Source organism: Chordicoccus furentiruminis (assembly GCF_019355395.1).
Taxonomy (GTDB): Bacteria; Bacillota; Clostridia; order Lachnospirales; family Lachnospiraceae; genus Chordicoccus; species Chordicoccus furentiruminis.
Genome location: NZ_CP048829.1, coordinates 2,731,260 through 2,752,758, shown reverse-complemented (window position 1 = coordinate 2,752,758; position 21,499 = coordinate 2,731,260). Strand labels below are relative to the sequence as shown.

Sequence of the window (21,499 nt, the reverse complement as noted above, 5' to 3'; positions counted from 1 at the left end):
CGGTCGCATAAAAGAGCGAGGGTGCTCCTGAATGGGAGAGCCTCGCTCTTTTTTCATCATTGTCACGGCAGAACAAACCATCATCATTTCCTGTCTGCGAAAAGAAGGGAGAAAGAGTACGCATATGAGTTACACGAAAGAGGACATCCTCCGGATGGCCAAGGAAGACGATGTGGAGTTTATCCGCATGCAGTTCACGGACATCTTCGGCCAGCTGAAAAACGTGGCGATCACGGCTTCTCAGCTCGAGAAGGCGGTCAACAACCAGATCATGATCGACGGCAGCTCCATCGAGGGCTTCGCCCGCATCTATGAGTCGGATCAGTACCTGTATCCGGATCTGGACAGCTGGTGCGTCCTTCCCTGGCGTCCGCAGCACGGCAAGGTCGCGAGACTGATCTGCGACGTCTACAACCCGGACGGCACGCCGTTCGCCGGCGATCCCCGCTTTGTTCTGAAGCGTGAAATCGAGCATACAGCCGCTCTCGGCTATGAATTCAATGTTGGTCCGGAATGCGAATTCTTCCTCTTCTCCACCGACGAGGAAGGTCGGCCGACCACGGAAACCGCTGACGAGGCGGGCTATTTCGATCTCGCGCCGATTGATCATGGCTCTGACACGCGCCGGGAGATCTGCATGAACCTCGAGCGGATGGGCTATGAGATCGAAGCCTCTCACCATGAAGTGGCGCGCGGACAGCACGAGATCGACTTCAAGTACGGTGCCGCCCTGCCCACCGCAGACAAGATCATGACTTTCAAGCTGGCAGTGAAAGTGCTGGCCCAGCGCAACGGCCTGCACGCCACCTTTATGCCGAAGCCGCTCTTCGGCGTCAACGGATCGGGCATGCACATCAACATGTCCCTCTTCAAAAACGGACGGAATATTTTCTATCAGGAAGACGGCTCGCTTAAGCTGAGCACCGAGGCGTACAGCTTCATCGCCGGGATTCTCGCCCATGTAAAGGGACTCGCCGCTCTGACAAACCCGCTGGTCAACTCCTACAAGCGTCTGGTTCCCGGCTATGAGGCTCCGTGCTATCTCGCCTGGTCCGCCTCGAACCGCTCCGCGCTGATCCGGATTCCGGCCGCCAGAGGTCAGGCGACACGGATCGAGCTCCGCTGCCCGGATCCGTCCTGCAATCCGTATCTCGCGCTGGCCGGCTGCCTCGCGGCGGGTCTCGACGGTATCGAAAAAGGAATGACGCCGCCGGCAGAAATCTCGGACAACATCTTCGCGATGAGCGAGGCTGTGAGAAAGCAGAACGGCATCGACTCCCTTCCGGGATCCCTTCAGGAAGCCATCGGCGAGCTGGAGCGCGACGAGCTTCTCGTGAAGGTACTCGGAGAGCATATCTTCACGCAGTACGTTTCCGGCAAAAAGGCTGAATGGGACGAGTACCGCACGCAGGTCAGCACCTGGGAGCTGAAGCGGTACATGAAGATGTATTGATCACCGGACAAAGGAGTCAGGCTTATGGTACGGACAATCGTTGCTATCGCGGATGACGCCCTGCGTGATTCGATTATACGAATTCTGCGCCGGAGCGGCATCGAGGTCCGGATCAGCTGCCGCTCCGGTCAGGAAACCGTGCGGGCCGTCCGGCGGATGGACGGCGGCGTCGTCATCTGTTCCGCCCGCCTCACCGACATGACCGCCGATGAGCTGGCGGATACACTGGGGCGGAGCGCCCTGTTTCTTGTGCTCGCCCGCCCTTCCGAGCTGGATTACTGTGAGAACGAGGCTCTCTTCCGCGTGCCTCTCCCTGTACATTCCGGAGAGCTGATCGGAGGCGTACGGATCCTGATGCAGCTGGACGATCACGTCACTCAGGCCCGCATACCGAAACGTTCCGATGAGGAGAAGGAGCTGATCACCCAGGCCAAGGAGATCCTCATGGAGAAGAACGACATGACCGAGGATCAGGCGTACCGCTTCATTCAGAAGAGAAGCATGGAGACCTCGACGCCTATGCCGGATGTGGCGAAGATGATTCTGACCGCACTGAGCTGACGGCCGGAAAGACGCGGAGGATCCGCCTGGGACAGCCTTGTTCCGGCATTCCTGTTCCGCCGCAGGATACTGAACCGAACCCGCACCGCGCGCCCGATTGGGCGCGCGGTCTTTTTATGCCGCGAAAACATCCGGACTATGGTATAATGTTGATCGTACGCCTTCCCGGACTGACCGGGAAACGTGCCGGATCATCACAGCTTCTGGAGGAAGAGCCCATGGATACAATCGCCGTTCTGATTCCCTGCTGCAACGAGGAACAGACCATCGGAAAGGTCGTCCGGGATGCCAGGGCCGCCCTCCCGGAGGCGGCTGTCTATGTCTACGACAACAATTCCACCGACCGGACAGCCGAACGGGCCGCCGAAGCCGGCGCCGTCGTGCGCAGCGAACCGATGCAGGGAAAGGGAAACGTGATCCGCCGGATGTTCCGTGAAATTGACGCCTGCTGCTATATCATGGTGGACGGAGACGACACATATCCGATGGACAGCGCACCGGAAATGGCCGACCTTGTGCTTCACCGCAATGCGGACATGGTAGTCGGCGACCGTCTCTCTTCCACCTACTTCACGGAAAACCGCCGGCCGTTTCACAATTTCGGCAACTCACTGGTACGGAGCACCATCAACCGACTCTTCAACTGTGACGTGAAGGACATCATGACAGGCTTCCGCGCCTTCAGCTATGACTTTGTGAAGACCTGCCCCGTGCTCTCGCAGGGATTCGAGATCGAGACGGAGATGACGATTCACGCGGTCTGTCACCGCATGCAGGTGGACAATGTCGTCGTCAGCTACCGGGACCGGCCCGCGGGAAGCTCCTCCAAGCTCAGCACGATTCCGGACGGCCTCCGGGTTCTCAGAACGATCGTTTCCCTCTATCGAAACTACCGTCCGCTCGGCTTCTTCGGTTTTTTTTCGCTGATTCTTCTCGTACTCGCGGCCGGCTTTTTCATCCCGGTTTTTCTCGACTACCTCGCGACCGGACTCGTCGCCCGCTTTCCGACGCTGATCGCCTGCGGCTTTGCGGCGATCGCCGCGCTGCTTTCCTTTTTTGCCGGGCTGATCCTCTCCAATCAGGAAAAAAACGAGCGCCGTCACTTCGAGCTGTTCCGAAATCTGATACACAGGACCCGCGGGTCACTGCCGGCTGATGCAGCCGGAGAGACGCCCGGATCAGACAATTGAAAGCCGACGACCCGCCGGCGGATGGATTCCGTTTTCTGACAGAGCAGGCATCCGCCGGTCCGCACCGCAACGGAGGAATACCATGCTGTTTGGAATGACGTATTACCAGATCTGCGCCTACTTTCTGATTTACTCCTTCGCCGGATGGATCGTCGAAGTCATGTTCTTTGCCGTCAGTCTCGGCAAAGTCGTGAACCGGGGATTTCTTAACGGTCCCGTCTGTCCTGTCTATGGCTTCGGCATGCTCGCCGTTCTGTCCGCGGGCCATGCGGCCGAAGGAGCCGCCTCACGGCTCGGTTTTTCCTTCACCATGCAGGGTGGCGGCTGGACCGACACGCTTCTTCTCTTTCTCGGCGGCATGCTGCTGACCACGCTGGTGGAGCTGGCGGCCGGCTGGGCGCTTGATCACCTCTTTCACGCCCGGTGGTGGGACTACCGGGATCGGCCTCTGAACTTTCACGGCTATATCTGTCTCGAATTCAGCATCATCTGGGGCATTGCGGTCGTCATCGTCGTCCGCGTCCTTCATCCTCTGATCAGCCGGAAGACGGTCAGCGTCGTACCCGAAACCTGCGGATGGCCGATCATGGCGGTTCTTTATGCCCTCTACCTGGCGGATCTGATTCTGACCGTGCTCACCGTCGTCGGCTTCAACCGGAAACTGGCCGAGCTTGACCGGCTGCGTGCCTCGATCCGCTCGATCAGTGACAAGCTCAGCGCCACGATCGCCGACACGACGATCTCGACCGCTCAGCATGTCCAGAATGGTCAGGTTCAGGCAGCGCTGGGCCGTGCGGAGCTGCGCGACGCGGTTCAGGAAAAATCAGAGCAGATGGCCGCCGGATTCAACACCCGGAAAGAGGCTGTGGCCGCGGAGTTCAGCGCCCGGAAAGACTCGGTCGCCTCCGGACTCGCCGCACAGCGTGACGCGCTGACGGAAAGCTATCGCGCAGCCCGTCAGAAGCTGACGGAAGCCACTCATTTCGGTTCCGGCCGTCTGATGAAAGCTTTCCCGAATATGGTTCATGAACAGTACGATGACCTTCTGAAAGAAGTGGAGGCGCAGCTGAACCGATATACCAAAAAACGGCGGAACCGCGGACACAATGCCCCGGACGCCGGAAAAACCGACCGTCCGCAGTAACTTCCGGCCATCCGTTCCGCTTCCGGCCGGACGGTTCTGGTCATCCGCTGCATTTTGCTGTACAATGACGAAAAGCAGATAAAGAAGGCAGAAAAAACGCATCGGACCGCTTATGAGAAAGGATTATGATGAAAATTCTAGTTGTCTACTATTCTCTTGAGGGAAACACGGATTATATCGCTCAGATGATCGCACGCAAATGCGGCGCGGTTCTGGAGAGGCTCAGGCCGGAAAACGAACCGCCGAAGAATGCGCTTCGCTACATCATCGGCGGCAGGGAGGCCATCCGCAACGAAAAGGCGCGTCTCAACACAACCGTTTACGATCCGGAAGCGTATGACATGATTGTGGTGGGCTCTCCTGTCTGGGCGGGAAGGATGACGCCGGCTGTCAGGGAATATCTCGTCAGCCACCCGTTCGAGGGGAAGAAGACGGCTATCTTTGCGTGCTCGGCGAGCGGGAAGGCAGACCGCACCATCGACGGCATCCGCACGCTGATGGCCGGCAACGAAGTCATCGGAACCGCCAGCTTTCGTCATCCGCTCCGCTACAGCAACAAGGCGGAGATTCAGGTAAACCGTTTTCTGGAAGAGACCGGACTGGCCGCCGCACAGAAGAAATGAGGCTCCGGGTCAGTCCGGCAGGCGGCTCTCCGCCCGTCAGACTGACTCCAGTTGCTTCAGTGGTCCCGCTTCGGGTTACTGCAGATCGGACGCCCGTCAGACTGACTCCAGTTTTTTCAGTGCTTCCCATACCCGGTGCAGCGGCAGTCCCATCACATTGTAGAAATCACCGTCGATCCCGCTGATAAAAGCAGCGAACGGTCCCTGTATCCCGTAGGCGCCGGCTTTATCCATCGGTTCCCCGCTCTCCGCGTACAGAAGAATCTCCTCTTCTGTCATCGGCGCGACGTGCACCGCCGTTTCCTCCACGAAACGGATTTTCTTTCTCTCCTTCTTTCCGCCGCAGCGAATCACGGAGACACCGGTGAGAACCTGATGCGTATGTCCTGCCAGCATCCCGATCATCCGGGCAGCCTCCTCATGAGTCGCCGGCTTTCCGAGCATACGCCCGCCGGCCGTCACCATTGTGTCAGCCCCGATCACCGTCTCCCCGTGTGAGAAACGCCGTGCAATTTCCTCCGCCTTGTGATCCGCCAGACTCTGCACCAGCCGGCGGGGTTCCGTTTCCGTCCGCTCCTCAGGCAGTTCACTCGGGATGATGATCGGCTCGATTCCGATCTGTCTCATCAGTTCCTGCCTGCGCGGCGACGCGGACGCGAGGATAACGGACGGAAGCCTTCTCGAGGAAATCAGGCGGTCCTCCGCATCGTAGCGGAGCTCCAGGTGAAAAAAGGGTTCGTCCGTCAGAAGATAGTCAAGAAAGATCCGGTCGCCCTCCCACAGGTTCAGACGGTAAACCTCCCGCTTCGGCACCCAGCGGAGCACGCCCTCGTCACACTCATGCATCTCACCGGAAAACGAATCCGAGGTGTAGAGGTACATCGCCTCGTCTTCCCACCGTTCGCTGAGAAAATCCACCACGCCGCGAAGCTTCACGCCGCCCAGCGTAAGGCCGGTTTCCTCCTTCGTCTCTCTCCGGATGCACTGCTCGGGCGTCTCCCCTTTTTCGACATGCCCGCCGACACCGATCCATTTTCCCTCGTTGAGATCGTTCTCCTTGCGAATCCGGTGCAGCATCAGATACTGGTCATTCTGTTCAATATAACAAAGTGTCGTCAGTGTCATGTCGTTCCTCTCCTTCGTCATCCCGGGTATTCCGTTCCGTCCCGTTCCCTGCGCTTCCCCGCCGGATCAGTTTTTCCTTTTCGGCCCGGCTGAGGCGCTTGATGCCGGCCTCCCTCGCCATCGCTTCATGCTGTGTGGCAAATGTCTCGAAATAGACCAGTGTCACCGGTCTTCTGGAACGCGTATACCGGGCGCCGGCCCCGCTGTTGTGTGTTCGTACCCGGTGTTCCAGATCATTCGTCCAGCCGGTATAGAGCGTCCCGTCCGCGCAGCGGAGAATGTAGGTATAGCAGGCTCTGCCGGTTTCTTCTCCGCTCAACGGAGCACCCCCTTCTGATGAAGGTACTTCAGCGCGAACGGGCAGCTGGCCGTTATCCTGCCTCCCTGCTCCCGGATCCGTTTCACCGCAGCGTCCACAAGCTGCGCGGGCAGATCCGATCCGATCAGTTCTTCCGCCGTATAGGTCCGCTCGATGTCAAATACACCCGGCTGCTTCTCGGGGAACATCACTTCTCCGAGAATTCTCCCTTCTCCGCTCCTGATGTAGATACTGTGGTCCAGAATATTCCATTCCATCGTTCTCTCCCTTCACCCCGCGCGGGCATGCCGGATTCTGCAACGGCCCGCGTCAGTTCACGATCCTGCCGGGCCATGCCTTCAGCCGCCGGCCGTCTCTTCTTCGCGCAGATACGGGATCCTCCTCTCACGCACAAAGGAGGGGAAGGATTTCTCCTTCCCCTCCAGCCTTTCCTGTCGTCCGCCCACTGCACAGAAGGCACCCGAGCCGCTTCAGGAATGGATATGCCTCATGCTTTCTTAAGATAACTCGAGGACACCCAGCCCTTCTCACCATTGTAGCTGATGTAAGACCAGCCGTTCTGCGTCTTCAGAACCTGTACATACTCATTCTTGTCGATGCCGTCGAGGTAGCTGTACTTCCGGCCCGGGCCGCTCCGCAGCGCCACGCCCGCCGTCGTCTTCTTCTTTGTTCCGGAGGAAACCGTCGTTGACGCCGATCCGGAAGAGGATGTTCTGCCGGCGGAAAGATAGCTTCCGGAAATATAGCCGATCCGGCCGTTGTACTTGCACTGCCACCAGCCGTTCACCTTTTTATAGCAGATCACCTTGCCGCCCTTCGGCACCGTCAGAATTCTCTTGTAGCTCGTTGCCGGCCCCTTGCGCATATTCACGCCGCTCTTCGCGTAGAGTGTCTTCGCGTCGGTCGTGAAATATCCGGCCTCGATATAGCCGATCCGGCCGTAGCTCGATACTTTGTACCATCTGCCGGAAGATGTCTTTCCGAGAATCACGACGCGTTTTCCGGATTTGATCGTCAGGAGCACCTTCGCGTTGGAGGACGCGCTCTTCCGCATCCGGATCGAAGCGGCCATCACTCTTGTGGTCATCCACTTGTTCTTCGCGACCGTATTGATGTCCTTCACGTAATTACTGGAGCAGTAACCGGTCTTTCCATTGTAGTACACGTGATACCAGCCGCCGGCTGCGCCCTTGATATAGACGGTATAACCGCGGGGAATCGTCGTCAGACGGCTCGCGCTTTTGCTCGCCTTCGACCGCATGTTGACGCCCGTGGTCGTCACGCCTTCGCTCCCGGCCTTCAGCGTCGCCGCACTGACCGAAACAGCGCCCGTGACAAGCATCACAAGACACGCTGCCAGAATCAGCAGCATCCTTCCCTTCACCTTTTTCATTTCACACCTCCATCATGCTTCATGGTACTTATATTCTCATTATAGCATGCGTACATAGCTGCTGTCATTATCGATAACTGCCAAAAAGGCCGGACGGCACGGCCGCCCGGTCTTTCTCTCATCATGATGTCCGTCTTACGCGATCCCCTTGAACTGATAGCCCGCGTCCTCGACCGCTTTGCGGACCGCCGATTCCTCCACCGGTTTGGTGAGTGTCATCTCGGCAGTGCCGCTGTCCTTCGAGACGACCGCGCTTTCAACGCCGTCCAGCGCCTCCAGTGCCTGCTTCACATGCATCTCGCAGTGTCCGCACATCATGCCTTCGATTTTTGCCGTTTCCTTCATTTCTGAATCCTCCTTTGCGTATACCTCCGCTTTTGAAGCGGACTTCTTATATAAATTCTCCGCGGCCGCCGTCTGATCCGGGACGGAAACCGGCGGCAGTGCCCTCTTCCTCATCGGATGATCGTGGGACGCGTCGCGGAGCCGGAACAGGTTCAGCCGGAGCGCGTTCATGCAGACCGTGAAGCTGGAGAGTGACATCGCCGCCGCGCCCCACATCGGGCTGATCGTCAGATGCGGGTAAAGACCGGCCGCCACAGGAATCAGGACTGCATTATAGGCAAACGCCCAGAACAGATTTTCGTGGATGTTGCGCAGCGTCGCCCGGCTGAGACGGATCGCCGCGGACACATCGGACAGTCTGGAATTCATCAGAACAATGTCCGCCGAATCAATCGCCACGTCCGTCCCGGCTCCGATCGCGATGCCGGTGTCCGCCCGGGTCAGCGCCGGCGCGTCGTTGATACCGTCGCCGACCATCGCCACGCGCCCCCTTTTCTGCAGGGCGCGGATCACAGCCTCCTTGCCGTCCGGAAGCACGCCCGCAATGACGCGGTCCACCCCGGCCTGCTTCCCGATCGCCTGCGCGGTCCGCTCGTTGTCACCGGTCAGCATGACAACCTCGATGCCCATCCGCTGCATTTCCTTCACGGCCTGCGCCGAATCGTCCTTGATCACGTCCGCGACCGCGATCATCCCGATCAGCTTTCCGTCCTGCTCAAAGTAAAGCGGCGTCTTTCCGCTTCCGGCCAGCGCCTCCGCCTCTGCCCGCATTCTGTCCGGAACCTCTGTCAGGGCAGAGATGAAGGCCGCCGATCCGCCGTGCAGCAGATGTCCGTCAAGCCGCCCGGCAAGACCGCTGCCCGTCAGCGCTTCGAAGTCCGTCACATCCCTCGACGGAAGCGCCATCCCGCTTCCTTTCTCGACGATGGCACGGGCCAGCGGATGCTCGCTCTTCCGTTCCAGCGCGTAGGCCGCGGTCAGAAGTTCCTTCTCCGAAACGCCGTCTGCCGGAATGATGTCCGTGACAACCGGTTTTCCGGCTGTCACCGTCCCGGTCTTGTCGAGCGCGATGATCTGGATCTTTCCGGCGTTCTCAAGCGCCTCGGAGGTCTTGAACAGAACGCCGTTCTTCGCCCCAAGTCCGTTGCCCACCATGATCGCCACCGGAGTCGCAAGCCCCAGCGCGCAGGGGCAGGAAATCACCAGTACGGTGATCGCTCTCTCCAGAGCGGCGGCAGGCGCTGCACCGGAAATCATCCATCCGGCCATCACCAGCGCTGCGATACCGATCACAGCCGGCACAAAGACACCGGAAACCTTGTCCGCGATCCGGGCGATCGGCGCCTTCGTCGCGGCGGCATCGCTCACCATCTGGATAATCTGCGAGAAAGTCGTGTCCTCACCCACCCGCGTCGCTTTCGCCCGGATAAAGCCGGACTGATTGATCGTAGCGGCGCTGACCTGATCATGCACGGTCTTGTCCACCGGAATGGATTCACCCGTCAGCGCGGATTCGTCGACGGCCGTGCTCCCTTCCACGATCACGCCGTCCACCGGAACCGACTCGCCCGGCTTCACGATGAAAATATCGCCCGGCTGTACCTCATCGATGCCGGTCTCGACCTGCCTGCCGTCCCGCTCGACGACAGCCGTCTTCGGCGCCATTTTCATCAGATTCTTCAGCGCATCCGTCGTGCGCCCCTTGGAAAGAGATTCCAGCGTCTTGCCGATCGTGATGAAAGCGGGGATCATCGCCGCCGATTCAAAATAGAGCTGATTGTGATACAGCGGCATCAAATCCGTGTTCGGCGTCCCGTTGGCTGCCATCCATGTCATTCTGAACAGGACATACAGCGACCATCCGAAGGAGACGCCGGACCCCAGGGCGACCAGCGCGTCCATGTTGGGGGCGAGATGGAGGAGCGACCTGAATCCGGAGATAAAGAAATCGCGGTTGATGAACATGACGATGAGCGCAAGCAGCATCTGCAGAATCGCCAGACCGATATGATTGTGCACAAGGAACGCCGGTACCGGCCAGCCCCACATATTGTGTCCCATCGTGACATACATAAGGATCACAAGGAACACCAGGGAAAGCTTCAGGCGCCGAATGAGTCTCGGCGTCTGACGGTCCTTCAGGGCCTCCTCCTCCGCAGCCAGCCGGCCGCTGCTTCCACTTTCTTTCGCAGGCCGCGCCATCGGCTGTGCGCCGTAGCCGGCCGCCTCGACCGCACGGACCACCGCGTCGTCCGACGCAGAACCGTTCACTGCCATCGAATTGGTCAGCAGTGAGACGGTAACGGACTGCACGCCCGGCACCTTCGCCACCGCCTTCTCGACATGCGCCTGGCACGACGCGCAGGTCATGCCGGTCACGACATACTGTTTCATCGGCAATGTTTCCTCGCTTCCTTCATTTCATCAGCTTCTGCAGCACTCCGCAGAGCTCGTCAATGGATTCGTCCTTCCCGTCCCGGATATCCCGGGCAACGCAGCCGCGGATGTGGCAGGCCAGCAGGGTCTTGTTGAAACTGTTGAGCGCGCTGGTCGCCGCGGAAACCTGAATCAGGATATCCGGACAGTAAGCATTGTTCTCCACCATCTTCTCAAGACCCCGGATCTGTCCTTCTATCCGCTTCAGCCTCAGCAGGAGAGCTCTCTGCTCCTCCGGCGTGCGGTTCTTGTGACGCCCGCTTCCGCAGCAGGCGTCCTCGGCTTCCGCCTCCGCCTCCTCCAGCGCTTTTTCATCCGTGTCAGAGGAACATGCATTCCCCGTCTCTGATCCGCACCGGCATGCGAGTGCGCGTGCCTTGTCTGTTTCTGCCATTCCGACCTCCTTATACCCCACACGGGTATCTCGTTCTGACAGGGACTATATACCCTTCAGGGGTATATGTCAACTATTTTCTTCTCAATCCGTATTGATACTGTCGATCCGGTTCATTCCGCGCCGTCAGAATTCCCGCTTTCGCCCAACACAAAAGGCCGTCTCCCGGCAGAAAACAGATCTGCCGGAGAGACGGCCTTCCGCCCGGAACCATGTTCCGATCAGAGATGTCCGCAGAAAAAGTCCTTGAGAATCCCGCCGGATTCCCGGAGCATGTTGTTCAGAAGATAAAAGCGGCGGGACGGCGCCGCGATGCCGCATACATGACGGTACCCGTTCCGCTGCGCGAGATGAACACCGCGGAAAACATGAAAGTCACTGGTCACGATCCCGACATGATCCCGCTCCCGGTCAATCATCCGGCCGCTGAAGCGTATGTTCTGAATGGTGTTTTTCGAGCGGATTTCTGTCCGGATTCTTGATCCCGCGATTCCGCGCGACACAAGATACCGTTTCATCGCCGTTCCTTCCGGCTCCGGTTCGTTCGCTCCCTTCCCTCCGGAAACAATGCAGAGAGTGTCCGGATTTTCCCGGAGGTACCCGGCAGCCGTATCGAGACGGTATCGAAGTACGACGCTCGGCCCCGACTCTCTGACCTGGGCCCCGAGCACGATCAGCACATCCAGATCATCTTCTCCTGATGAACTGAAAGAGGAAAGCACACAGCCCCAGGTCGCCGCGACCAGCGCAGCGGCAAGAACCGCGGCGGTAAGAACCGCCCGTTTCAGAAGCGGCGGCATCACGGTCCAGATACCGAAGCGGGCGAAAACGGCCGCCAGAAGGGAGATTCCCGCCAGAAAAAGCCACACGAGCCAGAAGCGGCTTCCGGACCCGGTCCGGTACACCGCGGTGCCGTAAAAAAGGAAGCATACCGCCAGCAAAATCCCGCCGGCCATCCCGATCCTCTGTCCGATCATATCGTCTTTCTCCTTTCTCCCGTTATCTTATCATAAAACCGTCACCCGCCGGACCTCATGCGCACCGCGATTTCTTCACATGCCGTCAAGCGCCGCTCCCCGCCCGGACACGAACGGAGGCGTCCGCAGTACAGACCGGCCCGGCTCCCGTGAATCACTTCCACCGGAACACGTCCGGGGCGGCGGCTGCATTTTCAGAATAACAGGCCGGAACAGCCCGTCGCCCGAAACGCTCCGTCAGCGTGGCGAAAACATTTTCTCTATGGTAGAATGGCGGCATGAAGAATCTGATCAGTGATATCAAATCCGGCCGTTTCCGTCATGTCTATCTGCTCACCGGCGAAGAAACCTACCTCCGGCTTCAGTACCGCGACCGCCTCATCGCCGCGCTGATGGGAGACGAAAACGCCATGAATCTGACGACCTTCCGCGGACGGGGCACAGACGAGAACGAGATCATCTCCCAGGGCGAGACGCTCCCCTTCTTCGCCGAACGAAGGGTCATCCGGATCGAGAACACGGGTTTCTTCACCCGCACAGCCGAACGGCTTCCGGATTACCTTGCCGAAATCCCGGACTACCTTTACCTTGTCTTCAACGAAGACGAAACCGACAGGCGGAACCGTCTGTACAAGGCGGTGGCAAAATACGGCGCGGTCGCCGAATTCAGCCGCCAGACCGACGCGACGCTGGAAAAATGGATCCTCACGATGCTGAAGCCCGCCAATCTGAGCATCCGGAAAGCGAATATGGATGAGCTTCTGACGCGGACCGGCCCGGATATGACGCATATCCGGCTGGAAGTGGACAAGCTGATCCACTACTGTATGGAAATGCATCCGGCCGCTGACGGAGCGGAATCCGCCCCTGTCGAAATCACCCGGGAAGACATCGAGGCCGTCACGACGGACCAGACAGAAAACCGGATCTTCGACATGATGAGTGCCATCACCCGCCGGCGCCGCCGGGAGGCGATGGCGCTTTACTCGGATCTGCTCGCCCTTCGCGAACCGCCGCTGCGGATTCTGATCCTCCTCGGACAGCAGTTCAACCGGCTGCTTCTGATTCATGATCTCGACAGTGAGGGAAACGGTCCACAGCAGATCGCTTCACGCGCCGGCATACCTCCCTTCGCCGTGCGCCGTTCCCTGCCTCTTGCCCGTAGCTACCCGGTCTCCCAGCTGAAGGCCGCGCTGCGCGCCTGCAACGATATGGACGCGGCGATCAAAGCCGGTACGATGCAGGACCGGCTCGCCGTGGAGCTCCTGATCATGAAGCTCTCCGCTCCGGGGGACAGACCGGATGGCGCATGACATCTCTTCCTGTCCATGCGTACGAAAGGCAAAGGCACCGTCCGTCCCGGCTGTGTTCGGAAAGTGCATATGGCTGTGAACGACGGAGAAGGCAGGATGCATATGGCTGTGAGCGGTGCAGACGGCAGGCTCCGATATGCCCGCCGCAAAAGATCCGCACCTCATGTACATGTTGATTCAGACGTCAAAAAAGGGAGCCCGCAGGCTCCTTTCTTCATACGCATTCATCCGGCGCTGTTCGAAAAGATCACTCCATCCGGTCCACAGCCGCAGACATACGGGAAATCTTTCTCGCGTTGGTATTCTTCTTGTAAATACCCTTCGCCGTCGCTCTTCCGAGCACACCCTGATAATCAGACAGAGCCGCGCTTGCCGCCGCCTTGTCGCCCGCCTCGATCGCTGCGCGCACCTTCTTGGCCGAAGTCTTCACCTCAGACCTGACCGCCTTGTTCCGTTCCGCTCTCTTCGCACTTGTCAGAATTCTCTTCTTCGCAGATTTGATGTTAGCCAAATCAATTCCCTCCAACACAATGTCTTGTCTTGTTCTCATCAGGCTCCGTCTTTAGCCATAGAGACACGGATTTTGAGGCATGGGCGGAACACACAGATGATATTCTAAGGTACTTTCTCCAATAAGTCAAGCGCCGCCGCTCCGGAAAATTTTCGAATTTCCGCTTGACACTGATCCGGTCGATTTGTATAATTACATCGTTGTCGCGGAGCAAGATCATCCGATCAGTTCTCAGGATAATCGCTCAGTGCACACAAATGGCGAGATAGCTCAGTTGGCTAGAGCACGCGGTTCATACCCGCGGTGTCGAGAGTTCAAGTCTCCCTCTCGCTACGGTCAGACCGGGAACCCCGTAGATTCGGGCGTTCCCGGTTTTTGCTTTATTTCCGGGCTTTTCTCGATTCTTTCTCTGTGGAGAAAATTCCGGTATGCCGCAATGAAAGCGGCTGTCTGAACAAAAATATGACACGAAGATGTCTCCTGCGTGCTTTGAAAGGTCTTGATTATTTCTATTAAATGCTCCCTTTCATCGTTCATGCAGGAAGAGGCCGGACCGGCCGCGCTCCCGTTCTGAGCGCCGGCCGGTCCGTTCCCTTCTCTCACTTGATTATCTGAAATACCTCACGCCTGATTCGAACACCTTCATATCCTGCTCTCCGAAGATGTTGACCGCGACGCCGTCGCCGCGGCGCTCCACATGAGCCATCTTACCGAATACACGGCCGTCCGGCGATGTGATACCCTCAATGGCGCGGTAGGAACCGTTGACGTTCCACTCCTCATCCATCGTGACGTTTCCTTCCGGATCGCAGTACTGCGTCGCGATCTGGCCGTTTGCGATCAGCTTCTCGATCCATTCATCGCTTGCGACAAAGCGGCCCTCGCCGTGGGAAGCCGGCGTGACAAAGACGCCGCCCAGCTCCGCCTCCGCAAGCCACGGAGACTTGTTGGAGACGACTCTCGTGTAGACCATCCGGGAGATATGGCGGCCGATCGTATTGAAAGTCAGCGTCGGCGCGTTCTCCGTCTGTCCCGTGATCCGCCCGTTCGGCACCAGTCCCAGCTTGATCAGCGCCTGAAAACCGTTGCAGATGCCGAGGACAAGCCCGTCCCTCTCGGAAAGCAGCTTCTGCACTTCCTCACTGATCTTCGCGTTCCGGAAAGCCGTCGCGAAGAACTTCGCCGAGCCGTCCGGCTCGTCGCCGGCCGAGAAGCCGCCCGGGAACATGATGATCTGCGCCTTTGCGATCTCTCTGGCGAACTCCTCCACTGATTCCCGGATATCCTGTTCCGTGAGGTTCCGGAACACAGTCGTCGTCACCGACGCGCCGGCCGCCTCAAAGGCTCTCGCCGCGTCATACTCGCAGTTGGTGCCGGGGAAAACCGGGATGAAGACATGAGGCTGTGCCAGCTTGTGGCTGCAAACCGCCACATGCTCCGACTCATACAGCGGGCTGGCCACCTTGCTCCGGTTCTCGGATACCCTTGTGCGGAACACCGGCTCCAGCGTGGCGGTCCAGTGCTTCAGCGCCTCATCAAGCGGAATCTCGACGTTTCCGTAGCGGAAGACCGCGTCATCCGTCACTCCACCGATCACTGTGTATTCCGAGGCAAGCCGGCCCGTCTCACCCTCCTTCACCTCGCAGACCAGATCGCCGTAGGACGGCGAGAAGAAATCCACCGGGCTGACATTGTGCTCGATCTTCACGCCGAGATGATTGCCGAAAGCCATCTTGCTGACCGCTTCCGCCAGCCCGAAGCGGCCTGCCACATAGACGGAGACGATACGCCCGGCCTGAATATCCTCGCGAAGGGAAGCGCAGGCAGCAAGAATCGCCTGATAATCCGGCATCAGATTCTCGTCCTTCTTCGCGCGGATCCAGACAAGCCGGCTGCCCGGCGTCTTCAGTTCCGGCGTCACCACATCCCCGGTCTTCGCCACATCCACCGCGAAAGAAACCAGCGTCGGCGGCACGTCAATCCGCTCGAAGGTTCCGGACATCGAGTCCTTGCCTCCGATAGAAGGCAGTCCGAAGCCGAGCTGCGCGTCGTAGGCGCCCAGAAGGGCCGCAAACGGCTGGCTCCAGCGCTTCGGATCCTTCGACATCCGGCGGAAATATTCCTGGAATGTGAACCGGATCTTCGTCACATCGCCTCCGGCCGCCGCAATTTTCATGACAGAAGAAGCCACAGACCAGGCCGCTCCGTGATACGGGCTCCAGCTCATCAGGTACGGATCAAAGCCGTAGGCCATCATGGTCACGGTATGGGTCCGGCCGCCCGGCACGGGAACCTTCGCAACCATCGCCTGCGTCTCGGTGAGCTGATATTTTCCGCCGTACGGCATCAGCGTCGAGGCGGCGCCGATCGAGCCGTCGAACATCTCCACAAGCCCGCGCTGCGAGCAGACGTTGAGATTGCCGAGCATCTCAAGCCAGCGGTTCCGGACCGCCTCGTCCCCGCCCGCATACCACGACCAGGGCTGCGGATTCATCTCGGAATCCGCCCGGTTCGGGATCTCCACGAAAACGTCGTTCTCCTGATGCGCGCCGTTTGTATTCAGAAAAGCGCGGGTGATGTTCACAATTTCCCGTCCGCGCCAGGTCAGCACCAGCCTCGGCTCGCTCGTCACGCGCGCGACCGGCGTAGCCTCCAGATTCTCGGAATGGGCGAAGGCAAGGAAGGCGTCGACGTCCTTCGGATCCACCACGACGGCCATCCGCTCCTGCGATTCGGAAATCGCGAGTTCCGTTCCGTCAAGCCCCGCATATTTCTTCGGCACCTTGTCGAGGTCGACCCGGAGCCCGTCCGCCAGCTCGCCAATTGCGACGGAAACGCCGCCGGCGCCGAAATCATTGCACTTTTTCACGAGACGGGCGACTTCTTCCCTACGGAAGAGCCGCTGAAGCTTCCGCTCGGTGGGTGCATTTCCCTTCTGCACCTCGGCGCCGCATGTCTCCGTGGACTGAAGGTTATGCGCCTTGGAGGACCCGGTAGCGCCTCCAATGCCGTCCCGGCCTGTCCGGCCGCCGAGCAGAATGATCACGTCTCCCGGATCGGAGGTGAGCCTTCGGACCGCCCGGCGCGGCGCGGCGCCCATCACAGCGCCGATTTCCAGCCGTTTGGCAACATAGTCGGGGTGATAGATTTCCTTCACGTAGCCGGTCGCCAGTCCGATCTGGTTGCCGTAGGAGCTGTAGCCGTGCGCCGCCTGCCTTACCAGCTTTTTCTGCGGCAGTTTTCCGGGAAGCGTCTCGCTCTGAGGCACCGTCGGATCCGCGGCTCCAGTGACGCGCATCGCCTGATAGACGTAGGTCCGCCCCGAAAGCGGATCGCGGATCGCGCCGCCGAGGCAGGTCGCCGCACCGCCGAACGGCTCGATCTCGGTCGGATGATTATGCGTCTCGTTCTTGAAATTGATCAGCCACTCCTCATCCTTCCCGTTCACGTCAACCGGCGCGATGATGGAGCAGGCGTTGATCTCGTCCGACTCCTCCTGATCCTCAAGCTTTCCTTCTCTCTTCAGCTTCTTCGCACCCTGCAGCGCCAGATCCATCAGGGAAACGTATTTGTCGTCACGGCCCCGGTTCAGTTCCCTGTGATCCTCCAGATACCGCCGGTATGTCTGCTCGATGGGCGCGCGGAAATCACCCTCTCCGAACGTCACGTTCTTCAGTTCCGTGAGGAAGGTGGTGTGGCGGCAGTGGTCCGACCAGTAGGTATCCAGCACCCGGATCTCCGTCATCGTCGGGTCCCGGTGCTCCTCGTCTCTGAAATATGTCTGAATGAACCGGAAATCGTCCGGTGTCATGGCCAGCCCGAGACTGTCATACAGCTCCTTCAGAGGCGCTTCTTCCATCGATGTGAAGCCGGTCAGCGTCTTCACATCCTCCGGCTCCGGATATTCCGCCGTAAGAGTCGCCGGCTTCACCTCGTCCGTGATCCGTGAATCAACCGGATTGATGCAGTCGTCGATGATCGCCCGCATGGCGTCGTCCGACACGCTGCCGATGATCATATAGGTCGTCGCCGTCCTCACAACCGGCTTCTCTCTCTCATCAAGGAAGCGGATGCACTGCTCGGCCGAGTCAGCGCGCTGATCGAACTGTCCGGGAAGAAATTCAACGGAGAACACGCGCGCGTCCTTCACCTCCGGGAGCTTCTCCTCGTAATACACGTCCACCGGAGGCTCGGAAAACACTGTCGTCAGCGCCTTCTCGTAGACCTCGTCCGTCACATTCTCCACATCGTAACGGATAAAGATCCGGACCTCCGATACTTCCGGTATCCCGAGGTAATGCCGGATCTCATGACGGAGATCATGCGCCGCACCGGCGAAGGAGGGTTTCTTCTCAACATAGACTCTTCTGACCATTTGAAATTCACCTCATCTGCATCGTTTCTGGTTCGTTCCGCATCAGGCGGAGCATGCACCCGCCGCCGGAAAAAGCCGGCGAAAATCAGCGTTTTCCCGCTCTATCTCGTCCCCGGCACACGGCCAGCTCAATTATATAGGAAACGGTCCCGTTTGAAAAGCGCGCGTTTGACGGCGGACCAGACATCCTCCATTCGTTCTCCGGCCTTACTCCGGCTGCTTCCCTTGTCCCGGCGCAGAGACGCTTACGCTTTCCCAGAAGTTCCTCAGCAGGGAATCCACGGAATCCAGCGTGCACAGATCAAAGCTCCGCCACTCCCGCGGAAACAGCCTCCGGTAGGAGGTACCCAGCAGCCGGCTGTCCAGCAGGAGGATCACGCCCCGGTCGTCGGCGGTCCGGATTACCCTTCCGGCCGCCTGCTCGACCTTGTTCATCCCGGGATAACGGTAAGCATAGTCAAAGCCGCGGTTTTCCTCATCGAAAAACCGTTTCAGAAGCTCCCGTTCGTTGGAAACCTGGGGAAGCCCCGCGCCGACAACCACCGCGCCGATCAGCCGGGTTCCCGCGAGGTCCAGTCCCTCCGAGAAAACGCCGCCCATCACGCAGAACCCGATCAGCGAAACCGGCGGGTCCTCGTAAAAATTCTCGAGAAAAATATCCCTGTCATCCTCCTGCATCCCGGCGCGCTGTACGACCCAGTTCAGATCCGGCGCGTCAAATTCATCCCGGAATACCTTAAAAACATCCTTCATCATCCGATAGGAAGGAAAAAAGACAAGATAATTGCCGGTCCGCGCTCTCGCTGTCCGGGCGATATAGGACGCGATCCGCCGGTACATCGTCTCGCCCCGGTCCGTGAATCGTGTGCTCACATCGGCTGCTACCAGCAGAAGCCGTCCCGACGCGGCGAACGGAGATTCCGCGTACACTGCCTTTGCGTCTTCTCTCGTGGTCAGCAGCGTCCGGTAGTAATCCAGCGGCAGCAGTGTCGCGGAGAAAAGGACCGCAGCCCGTCCCCGGTCAAGGCAGTCCGTCAGAAGCGAAGCCGGATTCACGCAGAGCAGCTTCAGCCGGAATCCTTCCCCTGTCCTCTCCGTGTAAGCAAGATCATGCTCATGATTCCGTTCCGCCGCGCGGACAAAGGAACGCAGGGCAAAGAAGCTGTCAAGCAGCTGCTCCTTCAGCGCGCCGTCTCCCGAATCGGAGAAGAATCCGCTCATCGCCTCCCACAGCCCGGACGCGGCCCGGAAAACAGGCGCGAGATCCGCGGGATCACAGACTCTGCAGGGATCACCGGATACCGAAACTGCCGGGTTTTCCTCCGTCTCGTGCCGCAGGGCCAGCATCAGACGATTGACCCGTTCAGCCGCCCGCGCGATCTTCGGAGCCGCCGTCTTCGTCAGCCGCTTCACCTTCAGCACATCCTCTTTCAGAAGCTCCGCGCTGTACATATCCCTTCCGCGCTCGACCAGATTATGAGCTTCATCGATCAGAAAAATGCAGTCGCCGCGGACCCCCGTCCCGAAGAACCGCTTCAGCTGCGCATCCGGATCAAACACATAGTTGTAATCGCAGAGAATCGCGTCGCACCAGCCCGCCACATCCAGTGTCAGCTCGAACGGACAGACCGTCCGCGCCCTCGCCTCCGCCAGCAGCGTGTCCCGGTCATAGAAGTCCGCTGTCGTCAGAAGTTCGAAAACCGCGTCATTCACACGATCGAAGTGTCCTTTCGCAAAAGGACAGTCGTCCGGATTGCAGGACGGTTCATTCATCGGACAGATTTTTTCTTTCGACGTAATCAGCACCGTGCGGAAATCAAGACCCCGATCTTTCAGAAGGGCGAATGCTTCGAGTCCGGCCCGAAGCGTCTCATTTTTCGCCGTGAGATAAAAGATCCTGTCGCCGTGACCCTCCCCGACCGCGCGCACCGACGGATAGACGCAGCTCATCGTCTTGCCGACGCCTGTGGGTGCCATCAGGAAAAGTTCCTCCTTCTCCCGGATCGTATGATAGACAGCCGCCGTGAGTTTCTTCTGCCCTTCGCGGTATGGGAACGGAAAGGACAGATTCTTCATCGAACGGTCTCGCGCACGCCTGTGATCCAGCTGCCATCCGGCCCACCGCTCATAGGATTTCACCAGCTGATCGAACCAGCTGGTCAGTTCCTTAGCCGGATAGGTCTCGTTGAAGCGTCTCGTCTCTTCCGTCTCCAGACTGACATAGGTGAGCCGCACGCCCGCGGCCGCACACCCGTGTTCCGCCGCATACATCGCGGCATAGCACTTCGCCTGCGCGAGATGGAGCGGAAACGGTTCCGTCAGTCGGCTCACATCGAGGTACATGCCTTTGATCTCCTCGATCACCGGCAGCGCCTTTCCGGAAGCCGCTGCCTTCCCGTCGATCACACCGTCCGCCCGCCCTTCCACCCGGATCACCAGCTTACCGGTATGAAACTCCGCCGTCAGGGGAACCTCCGCTTCATAGTCTCCCCTCGCCGCTTTCTGCAGCTTCCGATGCGCCCTTCCGCCGGCCAGGGCTGCCTCGGGATCCGTACCTCTCATCGACCGGTTGTCCAGATCACCCGACCGGAGGAGAAATTCCACCATCCGGCGCACGGAGATCCGGAAGACCGGCTCCTCCGGCCGGTCAGCCGAGTCCTTCCCTTCCGCCTCCTGCGTCCCCGGTGTGCCGTCCGGCCGCTCCGCCGGGTCCGCTTCCGCCGTTTCCTGCGTTCCCGGTGCCTCTTCCGTCCTCACCTTCGGATCCGGCTCTGTCCGCCTGTTCATTGTCTGTTCCTCCATGCAACCATCCTACCGCAAAGAAAACGCCCGCACAACGAAGAAAGACAGCCCGCAGCATAAAGCCGCAGGCTGTCCCTGACTTAGCAGACGAACCGTTTCCGGTTTGAATTTGTAACTTTTCCGTTAATAATCCCTGCTGTATAGCCTCGCCTCTGTCCCGAACCCGTTTACGTCATTCCCGGGCGGCGGAACGGCAGGCAATGTATAAACGACGCGTCAGGCCACCGCGAATCTGCGGATCTCACGCTCAAACGACGGAACCTTCACCGCGGTCCGCACCGTAAGCGGTCTGGAAAGATCCAGGCTGAGCACGCCGAGTATGGACTTTGCGTCAACAATAAATCTGTTATAGAAAATATCGACATCGCAGTCACAGTGCTCAGCAGCATGGACAAAATCCGGCACTTCCTTCTGTGTCAGCCTTACAGTATATTCTGCCATACGAATCACACTCCTTTGGCGCTCTGTCTCCAGAGAATCACATAAACATGAAACCAGTCATGTCTGCGGTCGGAATGAGCTGCTAAGTCTCAGCTCA

Annotated in this window: 17 protein-coding genes, 1 tRNA gene and 1 pseudogene; 7 read left to right on the top strand and 12 right to left on the bottom strand. The window is 59.1% G+C overall.

From position 1 onward, the window contains the following. The first annotated feature begins 124 nt into the window (after positions 1 to 124). From glnA to G4C92_RS12520, 5 genes are all read left to right on the top strand, one after another. Positions 125 to 1,453, top strand: coding sequence for a type I glutamate--ammonia ligase (gene glnA, locus G4C92_RS12540; RefSeq protein WP_274940170.1), 1,329 nt, complete (start codon positions 125 to 127; stop codon positions 1,451 to 1,453). 24 nt (positions 1,454 to 1,477) lie between these two features. Continuing rightward, complete coding sequence (locus tag G4C92_RS12535) at positions 1,478 to 2,014, top strand: ANTAR domain-containing response regulator (protein WP_274940169.1); 537 nt, start codon at positions 1,478 to 1,480, stop codon at positions 2,012 to 2,014. 218 nt (positions 2,015 to 2,232) lie between these two features. Continuing rightward, positions 2,233 to 3,204: a glycosyltransferase family 2 protein gene (locus tag G4C92_RS12530; RefSeq protein ID WP_274940168.1), complete on the top strand. Its 972-nt coding sequence runs from the start codon at positions 2,233 to 2,235 to the stop codon at positions 3,202 to 3,204. An 82-nt stretch (positions 3,205 to 3,286) separates the two neighbouring features. Next, positions 3,287 to 4,348: a putative ABC transporter permease gene (locus tag G4C92_RS12525; protein ID WP_274940167.1), complete on the top strand. Its 1,062-nt coding sequence runs from the start codon at positions 3,287 to 3,289 to the stop codon at positions 4,346 to 4,348. A gap of 128 nt (positions 4,349 to 4,476) precedes the next feature. Next, positions 4,477 to 4,971 carry a flavodoxin family protein gene (locus G4C92_RS12520; RefSeq protein ID WP_274940166.1) on the top strand — a complete coding sequence of 165 codons (495 nt, stop codon included), beginning with the start codon at positions 4,477 to 4,479 and terminating at the stop codon, positions 4,969 to 4,971. A 96-nt stretch (positions 4,972 to 5,067) separates the two neighbouring features. On the opposite strand, the gene G4C92_RS15125 is transcribed toward G4C92_RS12520, so the two are convergent. The 8 genes and pseudogenes from G4C92_RS15125 to G4C92_RS12480 form a co-directional block, all read right to left on the bottom strand. Then, positions 5,068 to 5,598: a Maf family protein gene (locus tag G4C92_RS15125; RefSeq protein ID WP_274942012.1), complete on the bottom strand. Its 531-nt coding sequence runs from the start codon at positions 5,596 to 5,598 to the stop codon at positions 5,068 to 5,070. Positions 5,599 to 5,784: 186 nt separating this feature from the next. Continuing rightward, a pseudogene (locus tag G4C92_RS15120) lies at positions 5,785 to 6,048 on the bottom strand (NUDIX hydrolase); the annotation flags it as partial. Between the two features lie 19 nt (positions 6,049 to 6,067). Then, complete coding sequence (locus tag G4C92_RS12505; RefSeq protein ID WP_274940165.1) at positions 6,068 to 6,415, bottom strand: GIY-YIG nuclease family protein; 348 nt, start codon at positions 6,413 to 6,415, stop codon at positions 6,068 to 6,070. Beyond that, the gene (locus G4C92_RS12500) at positions 6,412 to 6,672 is read right to left on the bottom strand and encodes an N-acetyltransferase (protein ID WP_274940164.1); all 261 of its coding nucleotides are present in this window, start codon (positions 6,670 to 6,672) and stop codon (positions 6,412 to 6,414) included. Before G4C92_RS12500 ends, G4C92_RS12505 begins: the two co-directional genes overlap by 4 nt. A gap of 230 nt (positions 6,673 to 6,902) precedes the next feature. Continuing rightward, positions 6,903 to 7,808, bottom strand: coding sequence for an SH3 domain-containing protein (locus G4C92_RS12495; RefSeq protein WP_274940163.1), 906 nt, complete (start codon positions 7,806 to 7,808; stop codon positions 6,903 to 6,905). A gap of 135 nt (positions 7,809 to 7,943) precedes the next feature. Beyond that, entirely contained in the window at positions 7,944 to 10,547 is a 2,604-nt protein-coding gene (locus G4C92_RS12490; RefSeq protein ID WP_274940162.1) for a heavy metal translocating P-type ATPase, read from the bottom strand. Positions 10,548 to 10,569: 22 nt separating this feature from the next. Next, positions 10,570 to 10,893: a metal-sensing transcriptional repressor gene (locus G4C92_RS12485; protein ID WP_408611779.1), complete on the bottom strand. Its 324-nt coding sequence runs from the start codon at positions 10,891 to 10,893 to the stop codon at positions 10,570 to 10,572. Between the two features lie 311 nt (positions 10,894 to 11,204). Beyond that, positions 11,205 to 11,960 carry a YdcF family protein gene (locus G4C92_RS12480; protein ID WP_274940160.1) on the bottom strand — a complete coding sequence of 252 codons (756 nt, stop codon included), beginning with the start codon at positions 11,958 to 11,960 and terminating at the stop codon, positions 11,205 to 11,207. Between the two features lie 278 nt (positions 11,961 to 12,238). Between G4C92_RS12480 and holA the strand changes: the two genes are divergently transcribed. Further along, on the top strand, positions 12,239 to 13,273 hold the full coding sequence (gene holA / locus G4C92_RS12475; RefSeq protein WP_274940159.1) for a DNA polymerase III subunit delta: 1,035 nt from the start codon (positions 12,239 to 12,241) through the stop codon (positions 13,271 to 13,273). A gap of 247 nt (positions 13,274 to 13,520) precedes the next feature. Here holA and rpsT read toward each other — a convergent pair whose 3' ends face one another. Continuing rightward, positions 13,521 to 13,784 carry a 30S ribosomal protein S20 gene (gene rpsT, locus G4C92_RS12470; protein ID WP_274940158.1) on the bottom strand — a complete coding sequence of 88 codons (264 nt, stop codon included), beginning with the start codon at positions 13,782 to 13,784 and terminating at the stop codon, positions 13,521 to 13,523. 259 nt (positions 13,785 to 14,043) lie between these two features. On the opposite strand from rpsT, the gene G4C92_RS12465 reads away from it, so the two are divergent. Next, positions 14,044 to 14,117 (top strand) — tRNA-Met (locus tag G4C92_RS12465). A gap of 274 nt (positions 14,118 to 14,391) precedes the next feature. On the opposite strand, the gene G4C92_RS12460 is transcribed toward G4C92_RS12465, so the two are convergent. The 3 genes from G4C92_RS12460 to G4C92_RS12450 all read right to left on the bottom strand — a co-directional run bounded on the left by G4C92_RS12460 (position 14,392) and on the right by G4C92_RS12450 (position 21,402). After that, positions 14,392 to 18,159, bottom strand: coding sequence for a phosphoribosylformylglycinamidine synthase (locus G4C92_RS12460; protein WP_274940157.1), 3,768 nt, complete (start codon positions 18,157 to 18,159; stop codon positions 14,392 to 14,394). 207 nt (positions 18,160 to 18,366) lie between these two features. Beyond that, complete coding sequence (locus G4C92_RS12455; RefSeq protein WP_274940156.1) at positions 18,367 to 20,961, bottom strand: ATP-dependent DNA helicase; 2,595 nt, start codon at positions 20,959 to 20,961, stop codon at positions 18,367 to 18,369. Between the two features lie 216 nt (positions 20,962 to 21,177). Continuing rightward, the gene (locus G4C92_RS12450; protein ID WP_274940155.1) at positions 21,178 to 21,402 is read right to left on the bottom strand and encodes an HPr family phosphocarrier protein; all 225 of its coding nucleotides are present in this window, start codon (positions 21,400 to 21,402) and stop codon (positions 21,178 to 21,180) included. Between the last annotated feature and the right edge of the window lie 97 nt (positions 21,403 to 21,499).